Source organism: Streptosporangium sp. H16 (assembly GCF_051918855.1).
Taxonomy (GTDB): domain Bacteria; phylum Actinomycetota; class Actinomycetes; order Streptosporangiales; family Streptosporangiaceae; genus Streptosporangium.
In genome coordinates this window covers 70,349-92,857 of sequence record NZ_JBPXMD010000011.1, presented here as the reverse complement: position 1 = coordinate 92,857, position 22,509 = coordinate 70,349, and the positions used below count along the sequence as shown (strand labels likewise).

Genomic DNA, 22,509 nt, shown 5'->3' with positions numbered 1-22,509 from the left:
GTCCTGTCACGCGACGGCGGGGACGGGCTTGGCGGTACGGGAGACCTGACCGGCGAGAGGGGCGAAGGAGACGAGCAGAAGGATGGCCCCGAGCGGGATGAGGTCCTTGTCGACGAACGGGAGGAGGAGGTCGAGCAGGACCAGGAAGGGCGTCCAGAGCTTGACGCGGCGGACGACGGCGAGCTGGACGACGAGCGCGAGCTGGCCGATGTAGAAGAGGAACGGGCCGCCGTCGTAGACGACGATGGAGACACCGGGGACGGCCTGGATCCGATCGAAGAGGACGCCCATACCGGCGCGGTCGGCGGACAGGAGACCGACCACTATGTCGATGAGGAACTGCGCGGAAAGCGCCAGGGTGCCGACGATTCCGATCGTGGCGCTCACATTGGCGAGGGCATTTCGTCCCGCCATCCGGCGCATCTGCAGGAAGGTGGAGACGAACATGGCCAGGGCCGCGAGGAAGGCGAGGTGGCCGGTGGTCCAGGCGAGGCCGGGACCTCGGCTGCCGTCGAGTCCGTCGAGGATCCGGATCACTCCATAGGCCATGACGAGCAGGGGGGCTGCGACGAATGCGATGCGGGGGTTCATCCGGGAGACTCCTCAGTGGTTTGCCTACGCCTCGATCCTGGATTTCTCCGGCCGGAAAGTAATCGCCGAGGAGAGCGATCCCGGCGCTCCCTCTCGCGAGGGAGTCGTCTCCCTCGTATCGGCGACATCCCGGCCACCAGAGGCAGGTCTCAGGCGCCGTACGGGGGGCTCGCCACTGAATGCCCAGGTGGAGGCGGAGCCCTGTGCGGCAGCGAGGTACGGCGGCAGGGCCGCACAGCACCGCGCGCCGACGGCCGCCATCCCACGCCTGAGCAGGGCGGGGAGCCTCTCAGGTGGTGACCGGCTCCCGTTCGCAAGCAGGATGTCAGGAGTTCGAAATCGCGTCGATTTCGAAATACTCGAAAGCGTCGGACGAATTTACTCATTTCTGCAAATGGTATGTTCCATTACCGGATCGGCCTTGCGTGCCGGTACGGCGTCGACCTCGACCGTCGCGCTGGGAAGCAAGTTCTACGGCGGCTACCCCGACTCGGGTAACTGCAATTACTGGAGGTCCGCGGTCGAGGCGACAGGGGTCAACGTGTCGTCCTGCACGTATTCGACGGCCAACAAGTGGCACTTCACGGCGTGGTGGTAGCAGCCGCGACGGACCCGGCGTAATCGCCGGGCCCCAGATGCGACAGCGGGCCCGGCCCTTGAGAGGTCGGGCCAGAACGAGCGTTTTCGCGTAACGCTGGTGACTCCCGATCGATTCGACTTCAGCCCGTGCTCAAGCCGGTACGTGACCGCATCGGCCACGGTATGGCCGCCCGACGCGATGGCAGGCCGTCTTCGTCGTCGCGGATGATCTCCTTGAGCTCGGCCTTGGCTTCGAGGTGTAAGGATTGCGCTGCAGCCCTTCACCGTGTGGGGCACGAGCGAGAGGACGTTCTCGGATGAGGCGATGGGTCGCCGCGTCGGCCGTAATGCTGGTCATCCCGATGGTGGTCACCGGTCTCGGTTCCACCGCGAACGCCCAGGGCGCTCCGGCCGACCCGATCGACGCGCTCAAGCGCCGGCTCGTCGAGAACCGGGGCGTGAAGATGTCGAAGGTCCTCACCTCCACATACATAACGGATGGGGAGAAGGAACACTTCTGGACCGAGGCCGTCGCCGAGTTCGGCAGGGGCAAGATCACGGCCATCGATATGACCTATGACTCCGACCGGAGAAACTGGACGGACCCCATACGGCAGGTCGTCGTCGAGGGCCGCCAGTACATCCAGGACGACCACTTGCCCAACGGCAAAAGCTGGATCCTCCGGGAGGACAATGAGATCCGGCCGGTATTGGACGCCGGCTGGATCAAGCTCGCCGACCCGGTCATGCTGAAGGCGGTGCTGGCCACCACCAGGGTCAAGCGTCCCGCAGGCGTCTACGACGGCACTCCTACCACGCTCTACCAGGGCACGATCACCGTCGGTCAGCTTTCCAAGGCCTCTCCCGGACTTCCCTTCGGACTCGTGGTGAAGCCCACCGGAGAGGAAATGAAGGCCAAGGTGTCCTGGCGGCTCTGGCTCGGTGAGGACCAGCTGGTGCGCAGGGCCTGGGGTTCGTGGAGCGAACCGTTCTCCAAGAACGGTGATGTCCCCGTCTCGTATGTTGTTGACGCTCGCTTGACCGGCTGGGGCGCCGAAACCGACATCGCCGCTCCTTCCGCCGATGATGTGGTGACGCCCTCGGACTGGTCGATGCCTGAGCCCTCCGTCCCCCTGAATCCTGCCGCCGGATGACGACCGCCGCTCCAAGCGATCAAGCGGTCGTCCCGATATCCGGTGCGCACGAAGGCGCTCCAGCCGGAGGGCCACGATCCACGGCTGGGATGTTGACCTCGCGATCAGCAGGACGCCGATCATGAGGTGACTCGGAGTTTCTTCAACGGTTCAAGATGCCGGCGCTCCGCGCCGCCGCGGGGGCCCTGCGCCTGCCCGCCGGTCGGCGCTCGTACCGGTGAGGTGCCGAGGTCGAGTGCCGGGATCTTCACCCTGTTTCCCGATGAACGGGATCTTCACCCCTGTATCCCGATGAACTCGCGCAGCCAGTGGAAGCTCGCCTTCTCGGTACGGACCTGCGTCTCGTAGTCGACGTGGACGAGCCCGAACCGGGCGGCGTACCCGCGGGCCCACTCGAAGTTGTCCAGCAGCGACCAGCAGAAGTAGCCACGCACGTCCACACCGTCGGTCATCGCGGTGCGGATGGCGGCCAGGTGGTCGCGCAGGAAGTCGACGCGACCGGTGTCGTCGAGGGTCCCGTCGTCGCCGTAGCCGTTCTCGGTGATGAAGATCGGCGGCAGCGCGGGGTAGCGCCGGGTCAGGCCGAGGAGAGTCTGGTGGAGCCCTTGCGGCTCCATCGGCCAGCCCAGCCCGCTGGTCGCCGCGCCGTCCGGGGTGACGCTGCGCACCCCGAGGTCGAAGGCGGAGCGCAGCGCGGGGTCCGCCTGCTCGTACGGCGCCGCGGCGGCGTGGATGCGGTAGTAGTAGTTGACGCCCAGGAAGTCCAGCGGAGCGCCGATGACCTCCAGGTCGCCCTCGCGGCGGAAGGAGAAGTCGCTGATGGCGCCGAAGGTCTCCGCCATGTCGGACGCGTAGGCACCGAGCAGCAGCGGGTCGGTGAACTGCCGGTTGACCAGCAGATCCATCTTGCGCGCCGCGTCGGCGTCGGCCGCCGAACCGGTCGCGGGCACCGTGGGCGACATGTTGAGCGTGATGCCGACCTGCTGCCCCGCCCGCGCCCGCGCACGCAGCCTGGCCACCGCGAGGCCGTGGCCCAGCAGCAGGTGGTGGGCGGCGGCGAGCGCGCCGTGACCCTCGCGTGCGCCGGGTGCGTGGCGGCCTTCCGCGTAGCCGACGATGGAGGAGCAGTACGGCTCGTTCAGCGTGATCCAATGTGACACCGTGTCGCCCAGCGCCTCGTGCGCGATCTCGGCGTAGTCGGCGAAGCGCTCGGCGGTGTCGCGGTCGCGCCAGCCGCCGCGGTCTTCCAGCGCCTGGGGCAGGTCCCAGTGGTAAAGGGTGACGTACGGCTCGATGCCGCGCTCGCGCAGGGTGTCGGCGAGCCGCCGGTAGAAGTCGAGGCCGCGCTGGTTCACCCGGCCGTCGCCGTCGGGCACGATCCTGGGCCAGGCCAGCGAGAAACGGTAGGCGCCGGTGCCGAGCTTGTCCATCAGTTCCACGTCCTCCCGCCAACGGTGGTAGTGGTCGCAGGCGTGCTCGCCGCTCTCGCCCCTGGCCACCGCGCCGGGGACGCGGCAGAACGTGTCCCAGATCGAGGGCCCGCGCCCGTCGGCGTCCACGGCGCCCTCGATCTGGTAGGCGGCGGTGGCCGTCCCCCACACGAATCCGGCGGGAAAGGCGATACGTTCCTGGGTCATCCCTTGATCGCTCCTGACATGATTCCCCCAATGATCTGACGGCCCAGCGCGGCGAAGACCGCCACGATCGGCACGATCGCGAGCACGGTGCCGGTGAGCACGAGTGCGTAGTCGGTGGTGTAGCCGCTGGCCAGGCTGGAGAGCGCGACCTGGACGGTCGGGTTCTCCGGCGTGAGGACGACCAGCGGCCAGAAGAAGTCGTTCCAGGCCTGCATGAAGGTGAACAGGCCGAGCACGGCGGCGGCCGGCCGGGCGGCGGGCAGCACGACGTGCCAGAACAGCCGCAGCGTGCTGCACCCGTCGATGCGACCGGCCTCCAGCAGTTCGTCGGGGATGGCGCTGGAGAGGTACTGGGTCATCAGGAACACGCCGAACGCGGTGACCAGGCCGGGCACGATCACCGCCTCGAGCCTGCCGGTCCAGCCGAGCTCCGCCATGAGGATGTACAGCGGGATGATGCCGAGCTGCTGCGGCACGGTGGTGGTGGCGATGGCCATGACGAGCAGCACGTTGCGCCCGCGGAAGCGCAGCTTGGCGAAGGCGAAGCCGGCCAGCGTGGAGAACAGCACGACCGAGACGGTGACCGAGCCGGACACGAGGAAGGAGTTGAGCATCGCCTGGCCGAACGCGGTGGTGTCGAAGACCCGGGCGATGTTCTCGAACAGGTGGCCGCCGGGGGTGAGGACCGGCGGGACGCTGGCGATGGCGTCGTTGTCGTGGGAGGCCACGATCAGCGACCAGTAGATGGGGAAGAGCGAGCCGAGCAGCACGGCGACGAGCGCGGCGTAGGTCCAGAATCCCGCACCCAGGGGATTCAGGCCGCGCCGGACGGCCCGGCGGTTCAAGCCGCGTCGGACGGCGGTGGCGGTTGCCATGTCAGCTGCTCCTGATCCTGCGCGTGATGGCGAAGTTGACGAGCGCCATGACCACGATGATCATGCAGAGCGTCCAGGCGATCGCCGAGGCGTAGCCGAACTCGTACATGCTGAAGCCCTGCTCGTAGAGGTAGAGGCCGACGGTCTGGAACTGGCGGTCCGAGCCGCCGGTCGGGTTGCCGGTGCCGGCCTGGAACAGCAGCGGCTCGGCGATGATCTGGAAGCCGCCGATGGTCGACACGACGGCGGTGAAGATGATCGTGGGGCGGAGCATCGGCACGGTGATCTTCCGGAACTGGGTGAACTGGCTCGCGCCGTCCAGCCTGGCCGCCTCGTACAGGTCCTCGGGGATGGTCTGCATGGCGGCCAGGTAGATGAGGGCGTTGTAGCCGGTCCACCGCCAGATGACGATCATCGAGATCGCGACGTGCGAGGAGAGCGTGCCTGCCTGCCAGTCGATCGGATCCAGGCCCACCAGGCCGAGGGCCCAGTTGACCATGCCGAAGTCGCGGCCGAAGAGCTGGGCGAAGATGATCGTGACCGCGACGATCGAGGTCACGTTGGGCAGCAGCACGCCCATCCGGAACAGCGTGCGGGCGCGCAGCCTGCGGTTGAGCATGTGCGCGATGAACAGCGCGGCCAGCAGCTGCGGCACGGTGGACAGCAGCCAGATGCTGACGGTGTTGAACAGCGCGTTCCAGAAGTAGTCGTCGGCCAGCAACTCGGCGTAGTTGGCCAGCCCCACCCACTCGCGGGCCGGATCCAGCAGGTTCCAGTCGGTGAGGGAGACGTAGGCGGTGTACAGCAGCGGGAACATGCCCACCAGGCCGAACAGCAGGAAGAACGGGGCGATGTAGAGGTACGGCGAGCCCTTGACGTCGAGCTGGTAGGCCCAGCGGCGCCGGGGCCCTGATCTGACGGAGGTCACGGTCGGGGCTCCTCGGGGGATCCGCAGGTCACGGTCGGCTCCTCGGGGAAGACGGAGGTCACGGTCGGCTCCTCGGGGGAAGGAAGGCGACGGCGGGCCCTGACCGCCCGCCGTCGCCGGCTCTCACGGATCGACGCGCGTCACTTGCTGATGCGCTCGACGTCCTCGAGCATCTGCGTCCACGCCTCGGCGCCGTCCTGCTTGCCCTCCTCCACGCGGTTGATCGAGTCGCGGATGGCGGTCTGGATGTCGCCGGCCCTCGGGCCCTGGTACTGCGGCTTGAGGTTGCGGGCGGCGGTGGTGAAGATCTGCCCGATCGGCGCGTCGTTGAAGAACTCGTGCTTGAGCCCGGTCACCTCGGACTTGTCGTAGGTGGCGACGGTGGAGGGCAGGATGCCGTGCTTGGTGAACACCTCGATCTGCTGTTCGGGCGCCGTCAGCCAGGTGATCAGCTCCACGGCCTCCTTCAGGTGCTTGCTCTGCGCGGGGACGGTCAGGTAGGAGCCGCCCCAGTTGCCGCCGCCGCCGGGGATGGCTGTCACGTCCCACTGCCCGGCGAAGGCCTTGCCCTGGTCCTGGATCTTGGCGAGCATCCAGGCGGGGCAGGCGATGGTGGCGAACTGGCTCTTGGCGAAGCCGGTGTTCCAGGCGGGCGAGCTGCCGACGAGCTTGGCCGACTGGCCGTCGGCGACGGCCTTGAGCACCTCGTCGTAGGCGGAGCGGACGGCCGGGTTGGTGGCGACCACGACGTTGTCCTGGGTGTCGTAGTAGCCGGTCTCGGCCTGGCCGATCATCGCGTTGAACACCTGGGGGCCGCCGTCGAAGAACGCGGCGCCTTCGGGCTTCTTGGCGGTGTAGCGCTTGCCGGTCTCGAAGTAGGACGTCCAGTCGGGCCAGAGCTTGGCGACCTCGTCACGGTCGGTGGGCAGCCCGGCCTTCTTGAACAGGTCGCGGCGGTAGCACATGGCCAGGCCGCCGACGTCGGTGCCGTAGCCGATCTGGGCCCCCGACTTGGCCAGCGAGGCCTCCCACTTCCACGGCAGCCAGCGGTCCTTGAGCTGGTCGGCGCCGTGCTGGCGCAGGTCGGCGAAGTGCTGGGGCTGGTTCCTGAACTGGGCGATGAAGCCGGTGTCGATCGCCTCGATGTCGGCGGTGCCGCTGCGGGTGGCCAGGTGCGCCGCGAGGTTGCGGTGGTGGTCGTTGTACGCCGACGTCCTCTCGACGATCTTGATGTTGGGGTGGGCGGCCTCGTACTTGGCGTAGAGCTCCTTGAAGCCCATGTTCCCGAACAGGTTGAGGGTCAGGGTGATCTTGCCCTCGGCCGGCGTGGAGCCGGTGGAGGTGGAGGGGGAGCCACCGCAACCGGCGGCGAGCATGCCGGCGGCCAGCACTCCGGCGGCGAGACGGATTCGTCCAGCAGACACCTGGGACTCCTTCGAAGGGAGAGGAAGGGTGACTGCGAGATGCGATAAGAAGGCCGAGCCCCGCGGCAACGGTGCGGCATCGGCCTGTTAGTGGGACATTTCACAGATCACCGGCACCCCCTGTCAAGTCACAGAAAAGTCACGCGCCGGAAATCCGCAGGGGTGGGTTGACATGGTGCGGGCTCTCACATAACTTCCATGCAACCGGTTACATGAAACCGGTTTCAGCGAGATGCGATAACGTACGCCCGTGGCAACGATTCGAGAGCTGGCGCGCCTTTGCGGGGTGTCGTCGGCGACTGTCTCCCGCGTGTTCAACAACCCCGAGGTGGTGAACGCCCAGACCCGCGAGCTCATCCTCAGCACCGCGGCACGCATCGGATACCTGCCCAACGAGTCGGCCCGCACCCTGGCCACCAAGAGGTCCCACATGGTCGGCCTGATCTGGGACACCGACCACCGCCGCCCCGGCTGGCGGCACCCGTTCTTCCAGGAAATCCTCATCGGGCTGAAGACCGCGTTGAGCGAGCGCGGCTACCACCTGCTCATGCTCGCCACCAGCGAGGACGGCACGCCCGACAGCTTTCTCCGCGCCGTGCGCAGGCACAACCTCGACGGCGTGGTCTTCATAGACAACGGCAGGGCCGACCCGGCGCTCCAGCCGCTGGCCGCGTCGGAGGTGCCTTGCGTCTCCCTCGACCGGCCCGTCCAGGGGCCGCGGACCACCTACGTGACCTCCGACAACGTGGGCGGGGCGCGCGAGGCGGTCCGCCACCTGCACGCGACCGGACGCCGGGCCATCGCCACCATCACCGGACCGGCCCGCACCAGACCGGGCGCGGAGCGGTTGCGCGGCTACCTGGAGGAGCTGGCCGCGCTCGGCCTGGCGCACCGGCAGGAGCTGGTCGTCGAGGGCGACTTCTACCTGTCGAGCGGTCACGCCGCGATGCGCGCCCTGCTGGAGCTGGAGGAGCCGCCCGACGCGGTGTTCGCCGCGGGCGACGAGATGGCGATCGGCGCGCTGCGGGCCGTGACCGAGGCGGGGTTGAAGGTGCCCGAGGACATCGCGCTGGTCGGGTTCGACGACATCGAGCTGGCCGCGCTGGTGCCGCCGGGGCTGACGACGCTGGCCCAGGACAAGGCGGGCTTCGGTACGGCGGCGGCCGCGGCGGTCATCACGATGATCAACGAAGGTGTCACCCCTCTCCCGCGGATCCTGCCCACCCAGCTGGTCGTCCGCGGCTCCACCGGGTAGACCTGGCCCGCGGTCGGAACCTCGGCTGCTCAGCTTGTTCTCGTCGACCGCTGTCGGAGGAAGCCGGACGGGTTCCCCGGTCGCTGGTTGCCGTCCCTGTACCGTTTGTCGGCCTCGGGGCCAGTAGGTCGTCAGGCCTCATACGTTCGATATACGTTCGATCCAAGGGGCATCGAGGGGTCCGCCCCTGAATCCCCGCTTTTCTCCGTCACCCCTACCTGTCTATCTCCGGTCTCTCCCTCGTCTGTGTTCGCTCCGAGACCAGCACTCTCCAGGTATTGCGCGGCAGGGTGGATTTCAAGGACTTGAATGAGTCACTGTGCGCGAAGATGAGAAACTCCAGCCCGACGTATCGACTCACCGCCTGAAAGACGCTTTTGGTAGCGGGTTGTCCGGGCACCTGTAGCGACCCCACGACACTGGGAGCCACGCGATGCGCCAGCCGAGTCCCCCGGACGGCGAAGTCTGCCACTCTGGGCAGTCTGTTCCGCAGGATGATCAGCAGCTTGGTCGGGCGTCTTGACGACATGGGGAAGCGTTTACGAATGAAGCTGTAAATTGATTTCCAATAGTCGTTGAATGCTTCCAGTAACAGGTCTTCGCTCTCCGAAGTGACAACACCGTCGACCAGATTTGCTCGGAGTGCCCTGGCGTCAGCCCCGAGGGCTCGTAACTCCAGAATGTCCGGTATCCGCAGGAGGGCGAGGGCGTCCAGGCTCGGTCCTTCGACCAACTTCGCGGCATGCTCCAACAGAAGATCGTCGACGGTGACGACCCTCTCCCGATGCCGCGCGGAGCGAAAGAGCCGCTCTGCACTCCGGCTGGGAATCGCCTTCCTCCTATCACTTCCCGACAGATCGATCCCAAAGTGAGCAGAGTAGGCGGCCTCGTCCAGGTATCCCTGCATCATTACGAGGTCGGTGGCTGTTTCTTCGGCCCTCGCAAGCTGAAACACATCGTTGTGTGAGAACCATGGACGATCAACGATCTCTCGATACCTGCTGACGAACTCTGCCGGCAGGCGATTCAGCTCCAATGCCAGAGGCGAGCCGGTCGAGTCGATGCCCTCCCGGATTCGATCTTGAAAATCGGACTTCACTTGGATGTAGTCATACCGGACAGGGCGTCTATCTCCCCGGTTCAACGTCCAATCAAGATCCCTCGCGAGCTCAAGCACGTCCGAGCGGAAGGGCATGTCCGAGCGAACCGAACCCACACCCGGCATTCGTTGGGCTATCCAGGAGCGAACGACATCTTCCAGGGCGCCGCACGACCTGAAATCATCCGGGGTCACAAGCATGCCATCGCGTATGCCGACGTCGACAAGGCCTTCGCTCATCCCCTCGCGGAGCTGATTGAAAAGGTTCGCGCCGGTCATCCCAGCGGCTCGTGCCCTGAATCCTTCAAGAACATGAGGATTGTCAAGAAGCTGGGTGTCGTGCAAGAGGATGGTGTCGCTGAACAGCATGGAGAAGTTGATGAGGGCGAAGAGCTGCTTTTGGGACCATTCGCTTTGCAGTGTCGGTTGCAGTTGCCCCAACTGTAAGGCACTCATCTTCCCCTCCTCCGACTCGTGTTCAGAGTGGACGCGACTCCTCGTTCAAGCGCACACAGCCCATGGGCAGTTGCGTCCACAGCGCCTCGTAGTTCGCGGTCAGACCGGCAAGACCGCTTTCCTCCTCGGGGACGCGCCAGGGCTCCGAGTAAAGGACGCCTTCCATCCGGGCCGCGACGATCAGTTTGGCGCACATGAAGCACGGCTGATAGCTCGTCACGAGAATGCAATTCCGCGTCTTTATGTCGTTGTGCAAGGCTGACAGCAGAACCGATTGCTCAGCGTGCAGGCACAGGCATAAATCGTATCCAACCCCGTGCGCGTAGCGGGAGGCCGTCGCGCATCTCACGCAACCGCCCTGGTCGCAGGGCTGCATTCCCTCGGGTGTGCCATTGGCGCCGGCCACCAACACAGATCCGCCCAGAGAAACCAGTGCGGCTCCGACCTTGCGCTTCAGACAATTCCCAGTGTGACCGACCGCGGATATCGCCTCTTCAATGGAGGTGATGACATCAGACGGCCATGTCCAGGCCTTGCTCAGTCCGTTCGCCACCGCTGTCTCCCGTCTCGTGTTCCACACCCGATCTGGCCCATCATTCCCTTTATTACCTGCGAATCGCTCGGCCTCCACATATGCTCAAGACAACCTCAACAGTCGCAACTCCACCTCTCTCACTCGCTGTCGCGCGATCGCCCGAAAAACTCGGTTTACCCGACCGGCTCTCAAACCAATCTGTGATCGCGGGCGCTATTCCCGCGGTACCAGGTCTCGGTATGGGACACGTACCAGCATCCTGGGATCCAGCCCCAGCGATTCGGCTGTCGACCGCAGCAGCGTCCGCGCCTCCTCTACGTCGCTCGTTTTCACTTCGAGCTCCAGGAAGACGCCCACGCCGGCCACCTGGTCAAGCCCTGCTTCTACCCCTAGGTCATTCACAAAGATCCTGCGTGTCTTGTCGACAACACAGTATTTTACGAAGTCGAGGCGGCTCAGAAGCCGGAAGGCGACGTCCGAATTCCCGGTAACATCTAGATCGATTTCCTCCTTCCAGAACTCGTCCGCGGTTTTCATCTCATCTGTGCTGGGAGGCTTCCAGGTAATCAGCTCCCGGGAGCCTTCCTGTCGAATTCGCAGACACTCCTCTGTCTCGATAAAGTCCTTGTGGCGCGAGGTGAAGTATGTATCGACTTGACGCTCGACCGTACGTTCTTCAAAGCCTGAGTCCGTAAGGCGATGCTCGATGCCCGACTCATCCTCAGGGGCAAGCTGGTAACGGATCTCCACCTCTAGGAGGGACATGTTCATGGGGCGGGATTGTATCATCGGCTTATCTCATTCGTCCCCAGGACTCTGCATAGAATTTGTTGCTCCGTCGAACAGTGCAAACATGTACACACCTTTAACCGTCCGACGCTCATAGAGTGCTCGTCTGCTCGGAATATCCGTTAAGTCGGAAAATTCGCTTCGCGAATAGAATTTGATGCCCGCGTCTTTGAGGAATCGTAGGTAGTACAGATGCCTGACTCTGCCCCAACTACTTTCACACTCGGGGTCCATTACCTCTACCACCAGTGCGCGACGAGCGACTCGAACCGCCTCTCGAACGAGCCTCCCTGCCCTCGTCGGATCGACATGGTGCAGTGCGTTCTTACATAAAGAAGCACCAAAAGTTTCGTCCTCGAACGGCAGTGCCGTTGCGTCGTGATTCGTAAACAATAGAATGCTGCTGCTCGGCGGTCCGACGCGTCGCGTTCGAAGTAGGTCGATGTGCGGCCACGCGACATCGTTGCTGACGATCAGAGTCAGCTTGTCCATCGCGGCCAGTTCTAGACAAAGGCCGTTTTCGCCACACGCGACGTCGAGAAAAGATTCGTTGGCCTCCCTTAACGCATGAGATGCTATCTCTTTCTGTACTTCATCCAGGGAAGTCTCTCCAAAGATTTTGGACGCGATTCGCAGCACCGGCTTGAAGAAACTGTGGTGCATGATGAAGCGCCAACGGTACCGGGTTGCAAGCTCACTCTCCCGATCGTAGGACGGTGCAGGCCGGTCTGCCTTTTCCGCCAGTCGCACAATCGCCTCACGGAGAATTTGGGTGTCGAGTTCCGTCATCGTCATGCGGCTTGCCTCGGTTAAGGCAACGCTGCTTAGCGCGGCCTCCGATGAGCCTTCAAAGGTGCTCGAAGGGATGCGGACTCGTGCCAGAAACGCCACACCAAAGCGTTTCGTCGTAGCGTCGACGGATTCGACGGTCTCCTCAATAAAAGCGAAGGGTTCCACATCCCCTGGATGATTCACGGGATCCACGTGAATTTTCGCGAGGCGCATGGCGGTGGACAGGAAATCGTCTGCGGAAACGTCGTCAACCGATCCGGTCACCAAAGTCCAGAGCTCTTCACATTCTTGAAGCGAGTGCTCAAGAAGAATGGACCCAGAGGGTGCGTACGGCAGGAGAAGCGCGAAGTGTTCTTCTCTGTGACGGGAAGAAAAACATGGTTGGTCTCCGGAGGGCCGTCGGTGTTCGATCACGGGCAGTGTGCTGTACATCATTCGAAGAGCTGCGTACTGCTGGCTGAGCACCGACATGCTCGTCCCTGTCTTTATCCCGCGTTCCCTGTTGGCATCGGAACCTCGCACAGGGCCTCCGATGCGTCAGACCGTATGTCTGGCCTTCCAGCACATGCAGCTCAATCCGGACTCCCTGAGTGATTACGCTACGCCGTTCGCACAACACATGGAAGAGGCTCGGTGTCCATACTAATGAATCGCCATGTAATGCTCGCGTTGCCGTATCGTGTTGTCGGTATTCACAATTTCGGACACGCTTGAATTATCTCGATATTGATCATTCGGCGCCATAACGTGTGAGTGCTATATCGGTCGGTACGAATCGGCCCGGTCGGGTGGGAGCCGTTTGGGCGACGAGAGAGCGACGCCACACATCTCGCATAGAGGTTTCGGGTTCCGCGCCCGATATCCTTCGTGGTTCGCCGCGAACGTGAGTGCGGAGCTTTTCCGCCGGTGTCGGGGCCGGTCCCGAAATTCGCCGGGACGGACGACGCGGGATCGCGTCGAACCGATCCGGACGACCGGGCGGAGATCCTTCGTTTCACGCATGACGGTTCCCGGCCGCGTGTCAGGAGTCCGTCGACGGCTCGGCGTGCCGGTCGGCTTCCCCGGTGAGGCCTGCGGCGCTCCACTGTGGCCGAATCCGCAAGACATGTGTCCTTGCGGCCATGACCGCGCAGGGCCAAGTATGGCGACATGTCACACCGCGTCGTCATCATGCTTTTCGACGGCTTCCAGTTGCTCGATCTCGCCGGCCCGGCCGATGTCTTCTCCGCGGCCGGACTGCTGAATCCGAGTGCCGACTACCGGGTGGAGGTCACGGCTGCCGAGGCGGGGGCCGTGCGCTCCCTGTCCGGCGTCACCGTGGTCGTCGAGACGCCGCTGCGAAACGTGAAAGGCCCGATCGACACGCTGCTGGTCGTCGGCGGTCTCCCGGCCCGTACGGCTGTCGCCGACACGGCGGCACTGGTTCCGGAGGTACGCAGGCTCGCCGGGGAGTCAGGCCGGGTCGGGTCCATCTGCTCGGGCACGTTGCTGCTGGCCGAGGCCGACCTGCTGGAGGGACGGCGGGTGACCACTCACTGGGCGGTGGGGGACATGCTCGCCCGCGAGCATCCGAACGTGCGGGTGGACGCCGACCGTATCTACGTGCGCGACGGCAACGTGTGGACTTCGGCGGGGGTCACCTCGGGAATCGATCTCGCTCTCGCCCTCGTCGCGCACGACCACGGGCACGATCTGGCCAGGGAGATCTCTCGCTGGCTGGTCGTGTACCTGCAGAGACCAGGCGGACAGAGCCAGTTCAGCACGCCGCTGAGCGCGCGGACACCGAAGCGTGAACCTCTGCGCGACCTGCAGGGATGGATCGAGGAGAGCCTGAACGCCGACCTGTCGGTGGAGGTCCTCGCGGGCCACGTGAACATGAGCGTCCGCCACTTCTCGCGTGTGTTCAGGACCGAGGTCGGTGTGCCGCCCGCACGGTATGTCGAGCACGCGCGGGCGGCGGCGGCCAAGCGGCTGCTGGAGAGCACCGATGAGCCGCTCGACCGGATCGCCACCCGGGTCGGACTCGGGACGCCCGAGACCCTCCATCGCGTCTTCCACCGCCACCTCAAGATCTCACCGGGAGAGTACCGGCGCAGATTCCATGACAAGGAGAGCTGACATGGACATCGCCATCCCCCTGTACGCGGGTTACGACGCCATGGACGCCTTGGGACCGTACTTCGTGCTCCGGAACGTTCCCGGTACGACGGTCACCTTCGTGGCCGAGCGGCCGGGCGTCATCGCCGACGAGGGGGTCACGTTGACGGCCACCGCCTCCTTCGCCGACATGCCCAGGCCCGATGTCCTGGTGGTGCCGGGTACCAAGGACGTGAAGCGGAGCACGGCGGATCAGGAGTTGATCCGCTATGTGAAGGCGGCGCACCCGACCACCACATGGACCACCTCGGTGTGCGTGGGCTCGCTCACGCTCGGCGCGGCAGGCCTGCTGGAGGGAGTCAGGGCGACCACTCACTGGGTGGCTCACGACCTGCTCGCGCGGTTCGGGGCGCGGCCGGTCAACGAGCGCTTCGTCAGGGACGGCAAGATCATAACTTCGGCCGGCGTGCTGGCCGGCATCGACATGGCGCTCCACCTCGCGTCCTTGCTGGCGGGCGAGGACGGCGAGGACATGGCCATGGCGATCCAGCTCGGGTTGGAGTACGCGCCGGAGCCACCGTTCGACGCCGGGACGCCGAAGACCGCTCCCGCAGAGATCACTGAGCTGGTGCGCTCCTTCCTGAGGGATGGTTGATCTCATAGGGACAGGTCGGGGTCGTCCAGGTAGCCAGCACGCCCTTCGTCGTCAAGCTCGAAAGGGCCCTCGGGGATGATGCAGAACTCGTTTCCCTCGGGGTCGGCCATGACGAGGAAACCTCCCTCCTCGTATCCCGCCGGCCGTCGTCCGCCCAGCGACTCGACTCGCCGCTGCTCCGCCGGCGGGTCCGCCATCTCGCAATGCTTCCAGATCCGCCCTTCGACACCGCAACAGGGCAAGGATCTACGGAGCGGACCACCAAGCCCTCGGTTCACCCTGGCCGGGTCCCTCGGCGAGCTCACGCCCTTCGACGTGGTCGAGGTCGTCGAGGACGACGCGCCCGCGCACCGGATCGGTTGATCTTGATCTCGGTGAAGGGCGGACTCATCGCACTCACGGCTGATTCGAAGCCCAGCTCAGCCAGTTCCGAAGGGTCGAGCTCGTGGCTTTGAGCACGGCGAAGTCGTGCGGTGGCGCGGGCCAGATCTGCAGGAGATAGTGGTCGACCGCCACGTCCGAGGTGTCCACCTCGTGCGCCTCGTCGATCCCCCGTCCGTGGTATCTCAGGCGGTACGGTCCGAGACCGGCAGGCAGCGGCGGGAGCTGATAGGTCGCCTCGTCGCCCCACTCCACCAGCGAGAACCGGCCGGTCAAGGACTCGAAACTGATCTCCGCCACATCCTCGTAGCCTTTGAGATCCGCTGTTGGATCACGGTCCGCGACGGCCACCGTGAAGTCCACGACGCCCGTGTGGAGGCCGGTGAGCAGACGATGGGTACGGTGCTCTTCGGCATTTTTCGGCATTTTTTGTGACCTGGCCTGCGGGGCGACCCCGGGTTACCATGATCGCGTTGTGCTCCGGGCTTCGACGCGAGCGGCCGTCACCGGACGGTTCCGAAGCCATCCGCATCGAATGACCGCGCTGGAGAGCATGTGCCCGTCTTCGACAGCCCGCGGCGGGCGCCGGTCGTCCTGGCGTACGCGACCTTCGTGCTGGCCGGATTGAACGCCGGTGTGGGCGGAGTGCTGCTGCCCGCGCTGATCGGCGACTACGGCGTCGACATGACGACGATCGGTATCACCTTCTTCGTCTCCTCCGCCGGGTTCATGCTCGCCGGATCCGCCACGGGTCCGCTGCTCGAGCGCCTCGGTACGCGCCTGGCCCTCACCGTCGGCGGCGGCCTGTACGTGGTGGCCACGCTGTACATGGCCACCCGCCCGCCGTTCGTGGCCTTCGTGGCGGTGCAGCTGCTGGTCGGCTATGGCATCGGCGTGCTGGAGTCGGTGCTCAACGCCTACCTCGCGGAGTTGCCCTCGGCCACGACGCTGCTCAACCGCCTGCACGCGTTCTTCGGGGTGGGCGCGCTGCTCGGCCCGTTGACGGCCGCCTGGATGCTGACCTTCCTGCCGTGGACGGCCGTGTGGCTGGTACTGGCGGTGGCGTGCCTGCCGCTGGTGGCCGGTTTCCTGATGGCCTATCCCCGGCGCTCCCCCGCGGGTGCCGGTACGGCCGAGCCCCCCGTGAAGGCGGGACCTCCGTATCCTGACGCCCCGGTGCCTCCCACGGTCCTCGCGGACTCAGAACCGGAACGAGGCGGCCTGCTGACCGCCGTCATGCGCTCGCCCGCGGTGGTGCTGGCCTCGGTGTTCCTCGCCGTGTACGTCGGCCTGGAGATCAGTGTGGGCAACTGGGGGTTCACCTTCCTGGTGGAGGAGCACGCGCAGACCGGCCTGACCGCCGGGTACATCTCCAGCGGTTACTGGCTCGGGCTGACCCTGGGCCGGTTCCTGATCAGTCCGGTCGCCACCCGGATGGGACTGACCGCGGCCGGCATGACCTACGCCTGCCTGGCCGGCGTGACGGCGAGCGCGGTGCTCACCTGGGCGGCGCCGGGAGCGGTCGTGGCCACCGCCGGTTTCTTCCTGCTCGGCTTCTTTCTCGGGCCCATCTTCCCGACGGCCATGGCGGTGGTGCCCGATCTGACCACGACCCGGCTGGTGCCGACGGCCATCGGCATCATGAACGGGGTGTCGGTCATCGGCGGCGCGGCGCTTCCCTGGCTGACCGGTGCCATCGGACAGAGCGTCGGGATCTGGACCCTGATGCCCTCCGCCGTGCTCCTCGCCCTGCTGCAGCTCGCTCTCTGGCGGATGATCGTCGCCCGGATGACTCCGGCCTGACCCGGCGCCGGGCCGGGATCCGCGCGGCCGCCCCCCTCCGCGGACCCCGGCCCGCACCCGGAGGCCGGCGCGGCGGTGCCGCCGGCCGGGTTCGTCCGCCGGCGGGTCGTTACCTCCAGCGTGGTCGCGGTCGTGCCGCCGGAACGCTCCGGCGTAGCCGGAGGCCGGCCAGGGTGAGGACGGCCGTGGCGTAGCCGCAGAGCACGGCGAGCCCGGCCCACCAGGCGAGGGGATAGTAGCCCGCCGACGGAGCGTAATGGGCGACCACCTGCGGATACTCGTGGATGCTCTGCTGGACGGCGAAACCGGCGGCGGGCGTGAGGCGCAGCAGCCACCTGGCCGTGTCGTCGGGCAGGAGCGGCAGGATCGCCAGGAGGTACGGGAGGACGACCGCCGAGATCGCGACGAGGATCGCCGCCCAGGTTCGCCGCAACAGCGCGCCGAGGGCGAGCGCGAGGACGGCGGCGATCGCGAGCAGCGCCGCGGCACCGGCGGCGACCCGCAGTCCCGTGAGGGCCGACGCCGGGATGACACCGAGGCCGTTGGCCCGCAGGACGGCCGGGCCGGCCGTCACCACGACCGCCGCGGAGATCAGTCCGGCCAGGAAGGTGACCGCGCCGATCACGAGGGCCTTCGCCGCCAGCGTCCGGCCGGTGAGTGGCGCGCCGCCGGTCACGCCCGGCCGGTACTCGGCGGTCACGAATCGCACGGCCACCACGAGCACGATGATCAGGCCGACGACGAGGCCGACGAGGCCGCTCTCCACGGGGTGGCCGCCATGGGGGCCGCTCGGCCCGATGTCGCCGGTTCCGGTGACGGTGAACGCGCCGTTCGACTCGACGAGCCCGGCCGCCCGGTGGTACTTCTCCCAGTCGGTGTGTCCCATCTCGCCCACGCTGCCGTGGCTCCATTCGCCGCCGGACGCGCCGCCCTCCACGCTGACGTGGTCGAAGGTGGCGGTGGCCTGGGTGAAGCGCGACTCCGGGAGGCTCGCGCCCAGGGCGACCGGTCTGAGCGTCAGGTCACCCGGGGACGCGACGAAGAACCCGACCCGTACCGTCTCGGGCAGCGCGGCGAGGCGGGCGGTGCCGACCTTCGCCCATCGCGTGCCGTCGGCCGACTCGTGGCCGGTGATGGTGTCGCCGGAGCGGGTCAGGCGCAGCCAGCGCGGCTTCTCCGCCGAGACGCCGCCCGCGCGGCCGGCCGTGTCGTGGACGTAGTCGTGCTGCATCCGTACGCCGTGCGCGCCCGTGAGCATCAGCGCCGCGTAGGGGGAACCCTGCGCGACGCCGTCCTTGATGATGATTCCGGCCTTCGCCCAGGGTACGAGGCCGGGGACGATCTCGTCGTGGTCGGGCGGCGGATAGGTGATGATGCCGGTCATGGACGTCACGCGGACGGTGATGCCGCCGTTCTCGCCCAGGGGCCGGTGCACGAAGTAGAACGTGTCGCTCACCGTCCGGCCGTGCGGCCCGACCGGATCGGTGGGGCAGGGGACCTCCACCGGGCCCTTGCTGCAGTGGGTGCCGCCGCCGAGAGCAATCGCGTGGAGCAATCCGAGCAGGATGGTGACGAGGATCGTGGCCGCCATGGCGATCATCCGGCCCCGGGTGCGGAACCTCGCCCACTCCTGGCGCGCATGTGCGGTCAAGGATGGTTCGGTGGTGTCTTCGTGGTTTTCTCGCATGCGGCCGGTTCTACGGATCCGGCCCTAACATGGCCCGAACCACCCCTGTCACGCCGCTGTTAGGCCGGGCATCCCATCCTGGAGGTCCGCACGCGAACGGGAGAGGCTCGATGAGCAAGCCGCGAGGCTCCGCACCACCGAGGCGGACGGTACGGCAGCGTTTCACCGTTTTGTACGCCGTCCTGTTCCTCCTCTCCGGCCTGGGGCTGCTGGCCCTCACCAACCTGCTGGTCGGCGCGAGCAGCATGACCCAGCCGGTACCCGGCCAGACCCCTCCCGTTCCTCGGCCCGGCCTCGACCGCGCCCAGGAGCGCGTCCACCAGCTCGAAGCTCAGCTCTCGGACATCCAGGCGGTTCAGTCGCACCAGCTCCTGGTGGGCTCGGTGATCGCACTGGTCGTGATGGCGGTGATCTCGTTCCTGCTGGGCAGGGCCGTGGCCGGCCGGGTGCTGCGCCCCCTGCGGACGATCACCGCGGCGACACGGCGGATCTCGGCAGAGAACCTGCACGAGCGGCTGGCAGTGCCGGGCCCCGCCGACGAGGTCAAGGACCTCGCGGACACCATCGACGGGCTGCTGGAACGCCTGGAGGCGTCCTTCGCCGCCCAGCGCCGGTTCGTCGCCAACGCCTCCCACGAGCTGCGGACACCGCTGACGACCATGAGGGCGTCGCTGGACGTGGCCGTGGCCAAGCCGGTGCCGGTACCGGCGCAGACGCTGGCGCTCGCCGACCGGCTGCGCACCGAACTCGACCGGGTCGACAGCCTTCTGGAGGGCTTTCTCGACCTCGCCCGCGCGCAGCACGGCGAGCTCCACGACCGCGTCCCGGTCGCGCTCGGCACCCTGGTGTCCGAATCGCTGGCCGCCCGCGCGGCGGACATCGCGGAGAGGGAGCTGACCGTCGAGGCGCACGTCCAGGACGCCGCGTGGACCCGGGGCAGCCCGCCCCTGCTGTCCCGCATGGTGAACAACGTGATCGACAACGCGGTCGTCCACAACCGGCACGGTGGCTCGATCCGGCTCGCGACCGTGACCGGGGACGACGGGGCCCGGCTGGTCGTGGAGACGGACGGGCCGGTTCTCGACCCGGAGCAGGTCGCCCGGCTCACCGAACCCTTCCGGCGGCTCGCCGCCGACCGGACCGGCTCCGAGACCGGCACCGGCCTCGGCCTGTCGATCGTCGCGGCCGTCGTCGGCGCGCACGACGGTGACCTGGTCCTGCACGCCCGGCCGGAAGGCGGCCTGCGCGTCACCGTGGCGCTGCCGCCGGCGCCCGCACCGGAAGGCGTCGCCACGTGAGGATCCTGGTGGTGGAGGACGCGCGCCCGCTCGCCGAGATCCTGGCCGAGGGGCTACGGGATCAGGGCATGGCCGTCGACGTCGCCCACGACGGCCTGGCCGCCGCGGCGAAGCTCGATCTCAACGCGTACGACGTGGTGGTCCTCGACCGCGACGTGCCCGGGATCCACGGCGACGTCCTCTGCCAGATGATCACCGAACGGGACGACCGCGCGATGGTCCTGATGCTGACCGCGGCCGGCTCTCCGGGTGACCGGGTCAGCGGCCTCACCCTGGGAGCCGACGACTACCTCGCCAAGCCCTTCCACTTTCCCGAACTGGTCCTGCGCCTCCACGCCCTGGCCCGGCGCCGGCCGTTCGCCCGCGCGCGGACACTGCGCGCGGCCGGGATCGAGCTCGACCCGGTACGCCGCACGGCCACCCGCGACAACCGGCAGCTCGACCTCTCGGTCAAGGAGTTCGCGCTCCTCGAAGCCCTGCTGCGCGCCGGCCCCGGCTTCCTGAGCACCGAGGACCTCCTGGAGCAGGTCTGGGACGAGAACGCCGACCCGTTCACCAACACCGTCACCGTGACCATCGGGAGGCTGCGCCGCAAGCTGGGGAGCCCGTCGATCATCACGACGACACCCGGGGTGGGGTACCGCATCGCCGATCCCGCCGCCGAGGCGTAGCACGGGGGGGTCAGGCGCGGCGCACCTCGAACAGGAAGCAGCCGAACTCCACCGCCCGAACGTGTACCAGTGCCACGTCGGGGTCCGCGAACTGCTCCGCCAGGATGGTCTCCGCCGCGGTGGCGTCGCGGCTGGCGTACCCGTCCACCAGCCGTCCGCCGAGGATGTCGCCGTCGGCGTCGTAGGCGCGGAAGACCCGCCGCTCACCGCACATGCCGACGGGGAAGCCCGTCCCGCCGGGCCCCTCGCACGGCTCGGCGTGCACGAACACCGGGCCCAGTTCCTCGTACGGGCCGGGGTCGCCCCCGGTCCGCGCCCCCCACCGGCGCAGCGGCGCGTACGCGAGCAGGGCGAGTCGCTCTCCCGGGAGGCTACGGCGCAGGCAGCATCGCAGCGGGGAGCCCCCCTCGGTGTCGGTGACCATGCGGGGCGGACGCCCGGCGTCGTCGCGGACGCGTAGCTCGGCGGCGACCTCGGCCTCGATGGCGAATGCGCGGAGAGTGCTCATGGATCCATGCTCGGCCGCGCGGTCCCGACGCGCTGGCGGAAATCGGCCCTGGTTGTGGGCGTGGACGATGCCCTCCCCGGTTTCCTCGGGCGCCGGTCCGCGGCGGCCGGGAGCACTCACGGCGACCATCGTGACGGCGGGCTCCTCGGAACGCCGCGGCTCTTCGACGCCGGGCGGGGGTGCCCGGGTACCTGGGGTTCAGGCGAGACGCGCGTAGACGATGACGTTGGCCGTGTAGTGGCCGGTCCGCCGGTCGAAGCCGCCGCCGCAGGTGACCAGGCGCAGGCCCGCGTGGTCGAGCGGGCCGTACACGCGCTGCGAGGGGAAGCGGCTCTTGGGGACCTGTTCCACCGACTGCACCACGAAGGTGGCGACCGAGCCGTCCGCGCGGGTGACGGAGACGGTGTCGCCCCGGCGCATCCGCCCCAGCTCGTGGAAGACGCCCTCGCGTCCCCCGCCGTCGACGTGCCCGAGGATCACGGACGCCCCGCGCTCGCCGGGCATGTAGCCGCGCGCGTACCAGCCGGCCTGCTCGGGCCGGTCCACCGGTGGCACCTGCACGGTGCCGTCGGCGTTGAGACCGAGCCGGGAGAGGGGGACGTGCACACCGATCCTCGGCACGTCCAGGCGGCGCGGTTCGGATCGGGCGAGGGCGGGAGCGGCCGGGGAGAGCGCCCCGGCCCGCGGGAGATCCGCCTCCGGCGTTCGCCCGGGGGACGGACGGCTCGCCTCCGGCACCCGCGACGGGGAGCCGGCCCCCGACGCCTGGACGGAGGGCGGGGCCGGAGGGGCCTTTTGCGGCAGGAGGCCGCCGCCCACGAGCACGGCGCCGGTCACGGTGACGGCGGCGGCCGCCAGGCCGAGAGCCCGGCGGCCGCTCCCTGTCGCACGCGGCATCTCAGGCCTGGGCGTGCTTACGGCGGCGCAGCGCCAGCAGGCCCGTCCCCGCCCCCGCGAGGAGAAGGGCTCCGCCGACCGGTACGAGGCCGGCCGGTACGAGCGCGCTCCCGCCGGGGCCGCCGCCGGTCTCGGGGGCGCCCTCGGGCACCGGGCGGGGCTCCTCCCGGGCGGGATCGGCCTGTGCCGGTGCCTGTGCCTGTGCCGGTGCCTCTGCCGGCGCCGCTTCCTGCGCTGCTTCCGGTGCCTCTGCCGGCGCGGAGCTGGAGCGCGGTGCCGGTACGGGACTGGGTTTCGTGTCCGCCAGGGCCGGCCCGGTGACGTTCAGCATGGCGATGGCGAGTCCCGCCACGGCCAGGGCACTACGAGCGAATCGCATACATCCTCCTAGGGCGGCC

23 protein-coding genes are annotated in these 22,509 nt (G+C 67.5%); 8 read left to right on the top strand and 15 right to left on the bottom strand.

Translation table 11 applies throughout. From position 1 onward, the window contains the following. Positions 1-6 precede the first annotated feature (6 nt). Positions 7-591: a hypothetical protein gene (locus ACTOQ2_RS20015; protein ID WP_440101246.1), complete on the bottom strand. Its 585-nt coding sequence runs from the start codon at positions 589-591 to the stop codon at positions 7-9. A gap of 421 nt (positions 592-1,012) precedes the next feature. On the opposite strand from ACTOQ2_RS20015, the gene ACTOQ2_RS20010 reads away from it, so the two are divergent. Both ACTOQ2_RS20010 and ACTOQ2_RS20005 read left to right on the top strand, forming a co-directional pair. Next, entirely contained in the window at positions 1,013-1,189 is a 177-nt protein-coding gene (locus ACTOQ2_RS20010) for a hypothetical protein (RefSeq protein ID WP_440101245.1), read from the top strand. Positions 1,190-1,487: 298 nt separating this feature from the next. Beyond that, complete coding sequence (locus ACTOQ2_RS20005) at positions 1,488-2,324, top strand: hypothetical protein (RefSeq protein ID WP_440101243.1); 837 nt, start codon at positions 1,488-1,490, stop codon at positions 2,322-2,324. A 275-nt stretch (positions 2,325-2,599) separates the two neighbouring features. On the opposite strand, the gene ACTOQ2_RS20000 is transcribed toward ACTOQ2_RS20005, so the two are convergent. The 4 genes from ACTOQ2_RS20000 to ACTOQ2_RS19985 form a co-directional block, all read right to left on the bottom strand. Further along, complete coding sequence (locus ACTOQ2_RS20000) at positions 2,600-3,961, bottom strand: GH1 family beta-glucosidase (RefSeq protein ID WP_440101241.1); 1,362 nt, start codon at positions 3,959-3,961, stop codon at positions 2,600-2,602. Then, positions 3,958-4,836, bottom strand: coding sequence for a carbohydrate ABC transporter permease (locus ACTOQ2_RS19995; RefSeq protein WP_440069747.1), 879 nt, complete (start codon positions 4,834-4,836; stop codon positions 3,958-3,960). Before ACTOQ2_RS19995 ends, ACTOQ2_RS20000 begins: the two co-directional genes overlap by 4 nt. Position 4,837: 1 nt before the next feature. Then, positions 4,838-5,764 (bottom strand): carbohydrate ABC transporter permease, encoded by a 927-nt coding sequence (locus ACTOQ2_RS19990; RefSeq protein ID WP_440069745.1) that lies wholly within the window; start codon positions 5,762-5,764, stop codon positions 4,838-4,840. Positions 5,765-5,904: 140 nt separating this feature from the next. Then, positions 5,905-7,188: an ABC transporter substrate-binding protein gene (locus ACTOQ2_RS19985; protein WP_440101239.1), complete on the bottom strand. Its 1,284-nt coding sequence runs from the start codon at positions 7,186-7,188 to the stop codon at positions 5,905-5,907. A gap of 250 nt (positions 7,189-7,438) precedes the next feature. Between ACTOQ2_RS19985 and ACTOQ2_RS19980 the strand changes: the two genes are divergently transcribed. Further along, the gene (locus tag ACTOQ2_RS19980; RefSeq protein WP_440101238.1) at positions 7,439-8,443 is read left to right on the top strand and encodes a LacI family DNA-binding transcriptional regulator; all 1,005 of its coding nucleotides are present in this window, start codon (positions 7,439-7,441) and stop codon (positions 8,441-8,443) included. A gap of 214 nt (positions 8,444-8,657) precedes the next feature. Here the strand turns inward: ACTOQ2_RS19980 and ACTOQ2_RS19975 are convergent, their stop codons facing one another. The 4 genes from ACTOQ2_RS19975 to ACTOQ2_RS19960 form a co-directional block, all read right to left on the bottom strand. Continuing rightward, positions 8,658-9,998, bottom strand: a complete 1,341-nt coding sequence (locus tag ACTOQ2_RS19975; RefSeq protein ID WP_440101236.1) for a hypothetical protein — start codon at positions 9,996-9,998, stop codon at positions 8,658-8,660. Between the two features lie 22 nt (positions 9,999-10,020). Then, positions 10,021-10,551 carry a deoxycytidylate deaminase gene (locus ACTOQ2_RS19970; RefSeq protein WP_440069737.1) on the bottom strand — a complete coding sequence of 177 codons (531 nt, stop codon included), beginning with the start codon at positions 10,549-10,551 and terminating at the stop codon, positions 10,021-10,023. A gap of 195 nt (positions 10,552-10,746) precedes the next feature. Then, a complete protein-coding gene (cyaB, locus tag ACTOQ2_RS19965; RefSeq protein ID WP_440069735.1) occupies positions 10,747-11,304 on the bottom strand; it encodes a class IV adenylate cyclase in 558 nt (185 codons plus the stop codon). A 27-nt stretch (positions 11,305-11,331) separates the two neighbouring features. Continuing rightward, on the bottom strand, positions 11,332-12,585 hold the full coding sequence (locus ACTOQ2_RS19960; RefSeq protein ID WP_440101234.1) for a class I SAM-dependent methyltransferase: 1,254 nt from the start codon (positions 12,583-12,585) through the stop codon (positions 11,332-11,334). Positions 12,586-13,263: 678 nt separating this feature from the next. Here ACTOQ2_RS19960 and ACTOQ2_RS19955 point away from each other — a divergent pair. Together ACTOQ2_RS19955 and ACTOQ2_RS19950 are read left to right on the top strand one after the other, a co-directional pair. Next, a complete protein-coding gene (locus tag ACTOQ2_RS19955; RefSeq protein ID WP_440101232.1) occupies positions 13,264-14,232 on the top strand; it encodes a GlxA family transcriptional regulator in 969 nt (322 codons plus the stop codon). Position 14,233: 1 nt separating this feature from the next. After that, positions 14,234-14,866, top strand: a complete 633-nt coding sequence (locus ACTOQ2_RS19950) for a DJ-1/PfpI family protein (RefSeq protein ID WP_440101231.1) — start codon at positions 14,234-14,236, stop codon at positions 14,864-14,866. Between the two features lie 2 nt (positions 14,867-14,868). On the opposite strand, the gene ACTOQ2_RS19945 is transcribed toward ACTOQ2_RS19950, so the two are convergent. Both ACTOQ2_RS19945 and ACTOQ2_RS19940 read right to left on the bottom strand, forming a co-directional pair. After that, positions 14,869-15,063 (bottom strand): VOC family protein, encoded by a 195-nt coding sequence (locus tag ACTOQ2_RS19945; RefSeq protein WP_440101229.1) that lies wholly within the window; start codon positions 15,061-15,063, stop codon positions 14,869-14,871. A 199-nt stretch (positions 15,064-15,262) separates the two neighbouring features. After that, a complete protein-coding gene (locus tag ACTOQ2_RS19940; RefSeq protein WP_440101227.1) occupies positions 15,263-15,673 on the bottom strand; it encodes a hypothetical protein in 411 nt (136 codons plus the stop codon). Between the two features lie 129 nt (positions 15,674-15,802). Here ACTOQ2_RS19940 and ACTOQ2_RS19935 point away from each other — a divergent pair, with 129 nt between their 5' ends. Then, complete coding sequence (locus tag ACTOQ2_RS19935; RefSeq protein ID WP_440101226.1) at positions 15,803-17,050, top strand: MFS transporter; 1,248 nt, start codon at positions 15,803-15,805, stop codon at positions 17,048-17,050. A gap of 109 nt (positions 17,051-17,159) precedes the next feature. Here ACTOQ2_RS19935 and ACTOQ2_RS19930 read toward each other — a convergent pair whose 3' ends face one another. Next, positions 17,160-18,701, bottom strand: coding sequence for a hypothetical protein (locus ACTOQ2_RS19930; RefSeq protein WP_440101224.1), 1,542 nt, complete (start codon positions 18,699-18,701; stop codon positions 17,160-17,162). Positions 18,702-18,847: 146 nt separating this feature from the next. On the opposite strand from ACTOQ2_RS19930, the gene ACTOQ2_RS19925 reads away from it, so the two are divergent. Further along, on the top strand, positions 18,848-20,035 hold the full coding sequence (locus ACTOQ2_RS19925; protein WP_440101222.1) for a sensor histidine kinase: 1,188 nt from the start codon (positions 18,848-18,850) through the stop codon (positions 20,033-20,035). Continuing rightward, positions 20,032-20,706, top strand: a complete 675-nt coding sequence (locus ACTOQ2_RS19920) for a response regulator transcription factor (protein WP_440101220.1) — start codon at positions 20,032-20,034, stop codon at positions 20,704-20,706. The genes ACTOQ2_RS19925 and ACTOQ2_RS19920 overlap by 4 nt, the downstream gene beginning before the upstream one ends. 10 nt (positions 20,707-20,716) lie before the next feature. On the opposite strand, the gene ACTOQ2_RS19915 is transcribed toward ACTOQ2_RS19920, so the two are convergent. The 3 genes from ACTOQ2_RS19915 to ACTOQ2_RS19905 all read right to left on the bottom strand — a co-directional run bounded on the left by ACTOQ2_RS19915 (position 20,717) and on the right by ACTOQ2_RS19905 (position 22,490). Beyond that, entirely contained in the window at positions 20,717-21,214 is a 498-nt protein-coding gene (locus ACTOQ2_RS19915) for a DUF1203 domain-containing protein (RefSeq protein ID WP_440101219.1), read from the bottom strand. A gap of 198 nt (positions 21,215-21,412) precedes the next feature. Next, the gene (locus ACTOQ2_RS19910; protein WP_440101218.1) at positions 21,413-22,111 is read right to left on the bottom strand and encodes a class F sortase; all 699 of its coding nucleotides are present in this window, start codon (positions 22,109-22,111) and stop codon (positions 21,413-21,415) included. Between the two features lies 1 nt (position 22,112). After that, positions 22,113-22,490, bottom strand: a complete 378-nt coding sequence (locus ACTOQ2_RS19905; RefSeq protein WP_440101216.1) for a hypothetical protein — start codon at positions 22,488-22,490, stop codon at positions 22,113-22,115. Positions 22,491-22,509 lie beyond the last annotated feature (19 nt).

What these genes read in the sequence shown, in the direction of transcription:
- ACTOQ2_RS20015 (WP_440101246.1), bottom strand. Translation starts at nt 591, where the DNA reads ATGAACCCCCGCATCGCATTCGTCGCAGCCCCCCTGCTCGTCATGGCC.
- ACTOQ2_RS20005 (WP_440101243.1), top strand. Translation starts at nt 1,488, where the DNA reads ATGAGGCGATGGGTCGCCGCGTCGGCCGTAATGCTGGTCATCCCGATG.
- ACTOQ2_RS20000 (WP_440101241.1), bottom strand. Translation starts at nt 3,961, where the DNA reads ATGACCCAGGAACGTATCGCCTTTCCCGCCGGATTCGTGTGGGGGACG.
- ACTOQ2_RS19995 (WP_440069747.1), bottom strand. Translation starts at nt 4,836, where the DNA reads ATGGCAACCGCCACCGCCGTCCGACGCGGCTTGAACCGCCGGGCCGTC.
- ACTOQ2_RS19975 (WP_440101236.1), bottom strand. Translation starts at nt 9,998, where the DNA reads ATGAGTGCCTTACAGTTGGGGCAACTGCAACCGACACTGCAAAGCGAA.
- cyaB (WP_440069735.1), bottom strand. Translation starts at nt 11,304, where the DNA reads ATGAACATGTCCCTCCTAGAGGTGGAGATCCGTTACCAGCTTGCCCCT.
- ACTOQ2_RS19960 (WP_440101234.1), bottom strand. Translation starts at nt 12,585, where the DNA reads ATGTCGGTGCTCAGCCAGCAGTACGCAGCTCTTCGAATGATGTACAGC.
- ACTOQ2_RS19955 (WP_440101232.1), top strand. Translation starts at nt 13,264, where the DNA reads ATGTCACACCGCGTCGTCATCATGCTTTTCGACGGCTTCCAGTTGCTC.
- ACTOQ2_RS19950 (WP_440101231.1), top strand. Translation starts at nt 14,234, where the DNA reads ATGGACATCGCCATCCCCCTGTACGCGGGTTACGACGCCATGGACGCC.
- ACTOQ2_RS19945 (WP_440101229.1), bottom strand. Translation starts at nt 15,063, where the DNA reads ATGGCGGACCCGCCGGCGGAGCAGCGGCGAGTCGAGTCGCTGGGCGGA.
- ACTOQ2_RS19940 (WP_440101227.1), bottom strand. Translation starts at nt 15,673, where the DNA reads ATGCCGAAAAATGCCGAAGAGCACCGTACCCATCGTCTGCTCACCGGC.
- ACTOQ2_RS19925 (WP_440101222.1), top strand. Translation starts at nt 18,848, where the DNA reads ATGAGCAAGCCGCGAGGCTCCGCACCACCGAGGCGGACGGTACGGCAG.
- ACTOQ2_RS19915 (WP_440101219.1), bottom strand. Translation starts at nt 21,214, where the DNA reads ATGAGCACTCTCCGCGCATTCGCCATCGAGGCCGAGGTCGCCGCCGAG.
- ACTOQ2_RS19910 (WP_440101218.1), bottom strand. Translation starts at nt 22,111, where the DNA reads ATGCCGCGTGCGACAGGGAGCGGCCGCCGGGCTCTCGGCCTGGCGGCC.
- ACTOQ2_RS19905 (WP_440101216.1), bottom strand. Translation starts at nt 22,490, where the DNA reads ATGCGATTCGCTCGTAGTGCCCTGGCCGTGGCGGGACTCGCCATCGCC.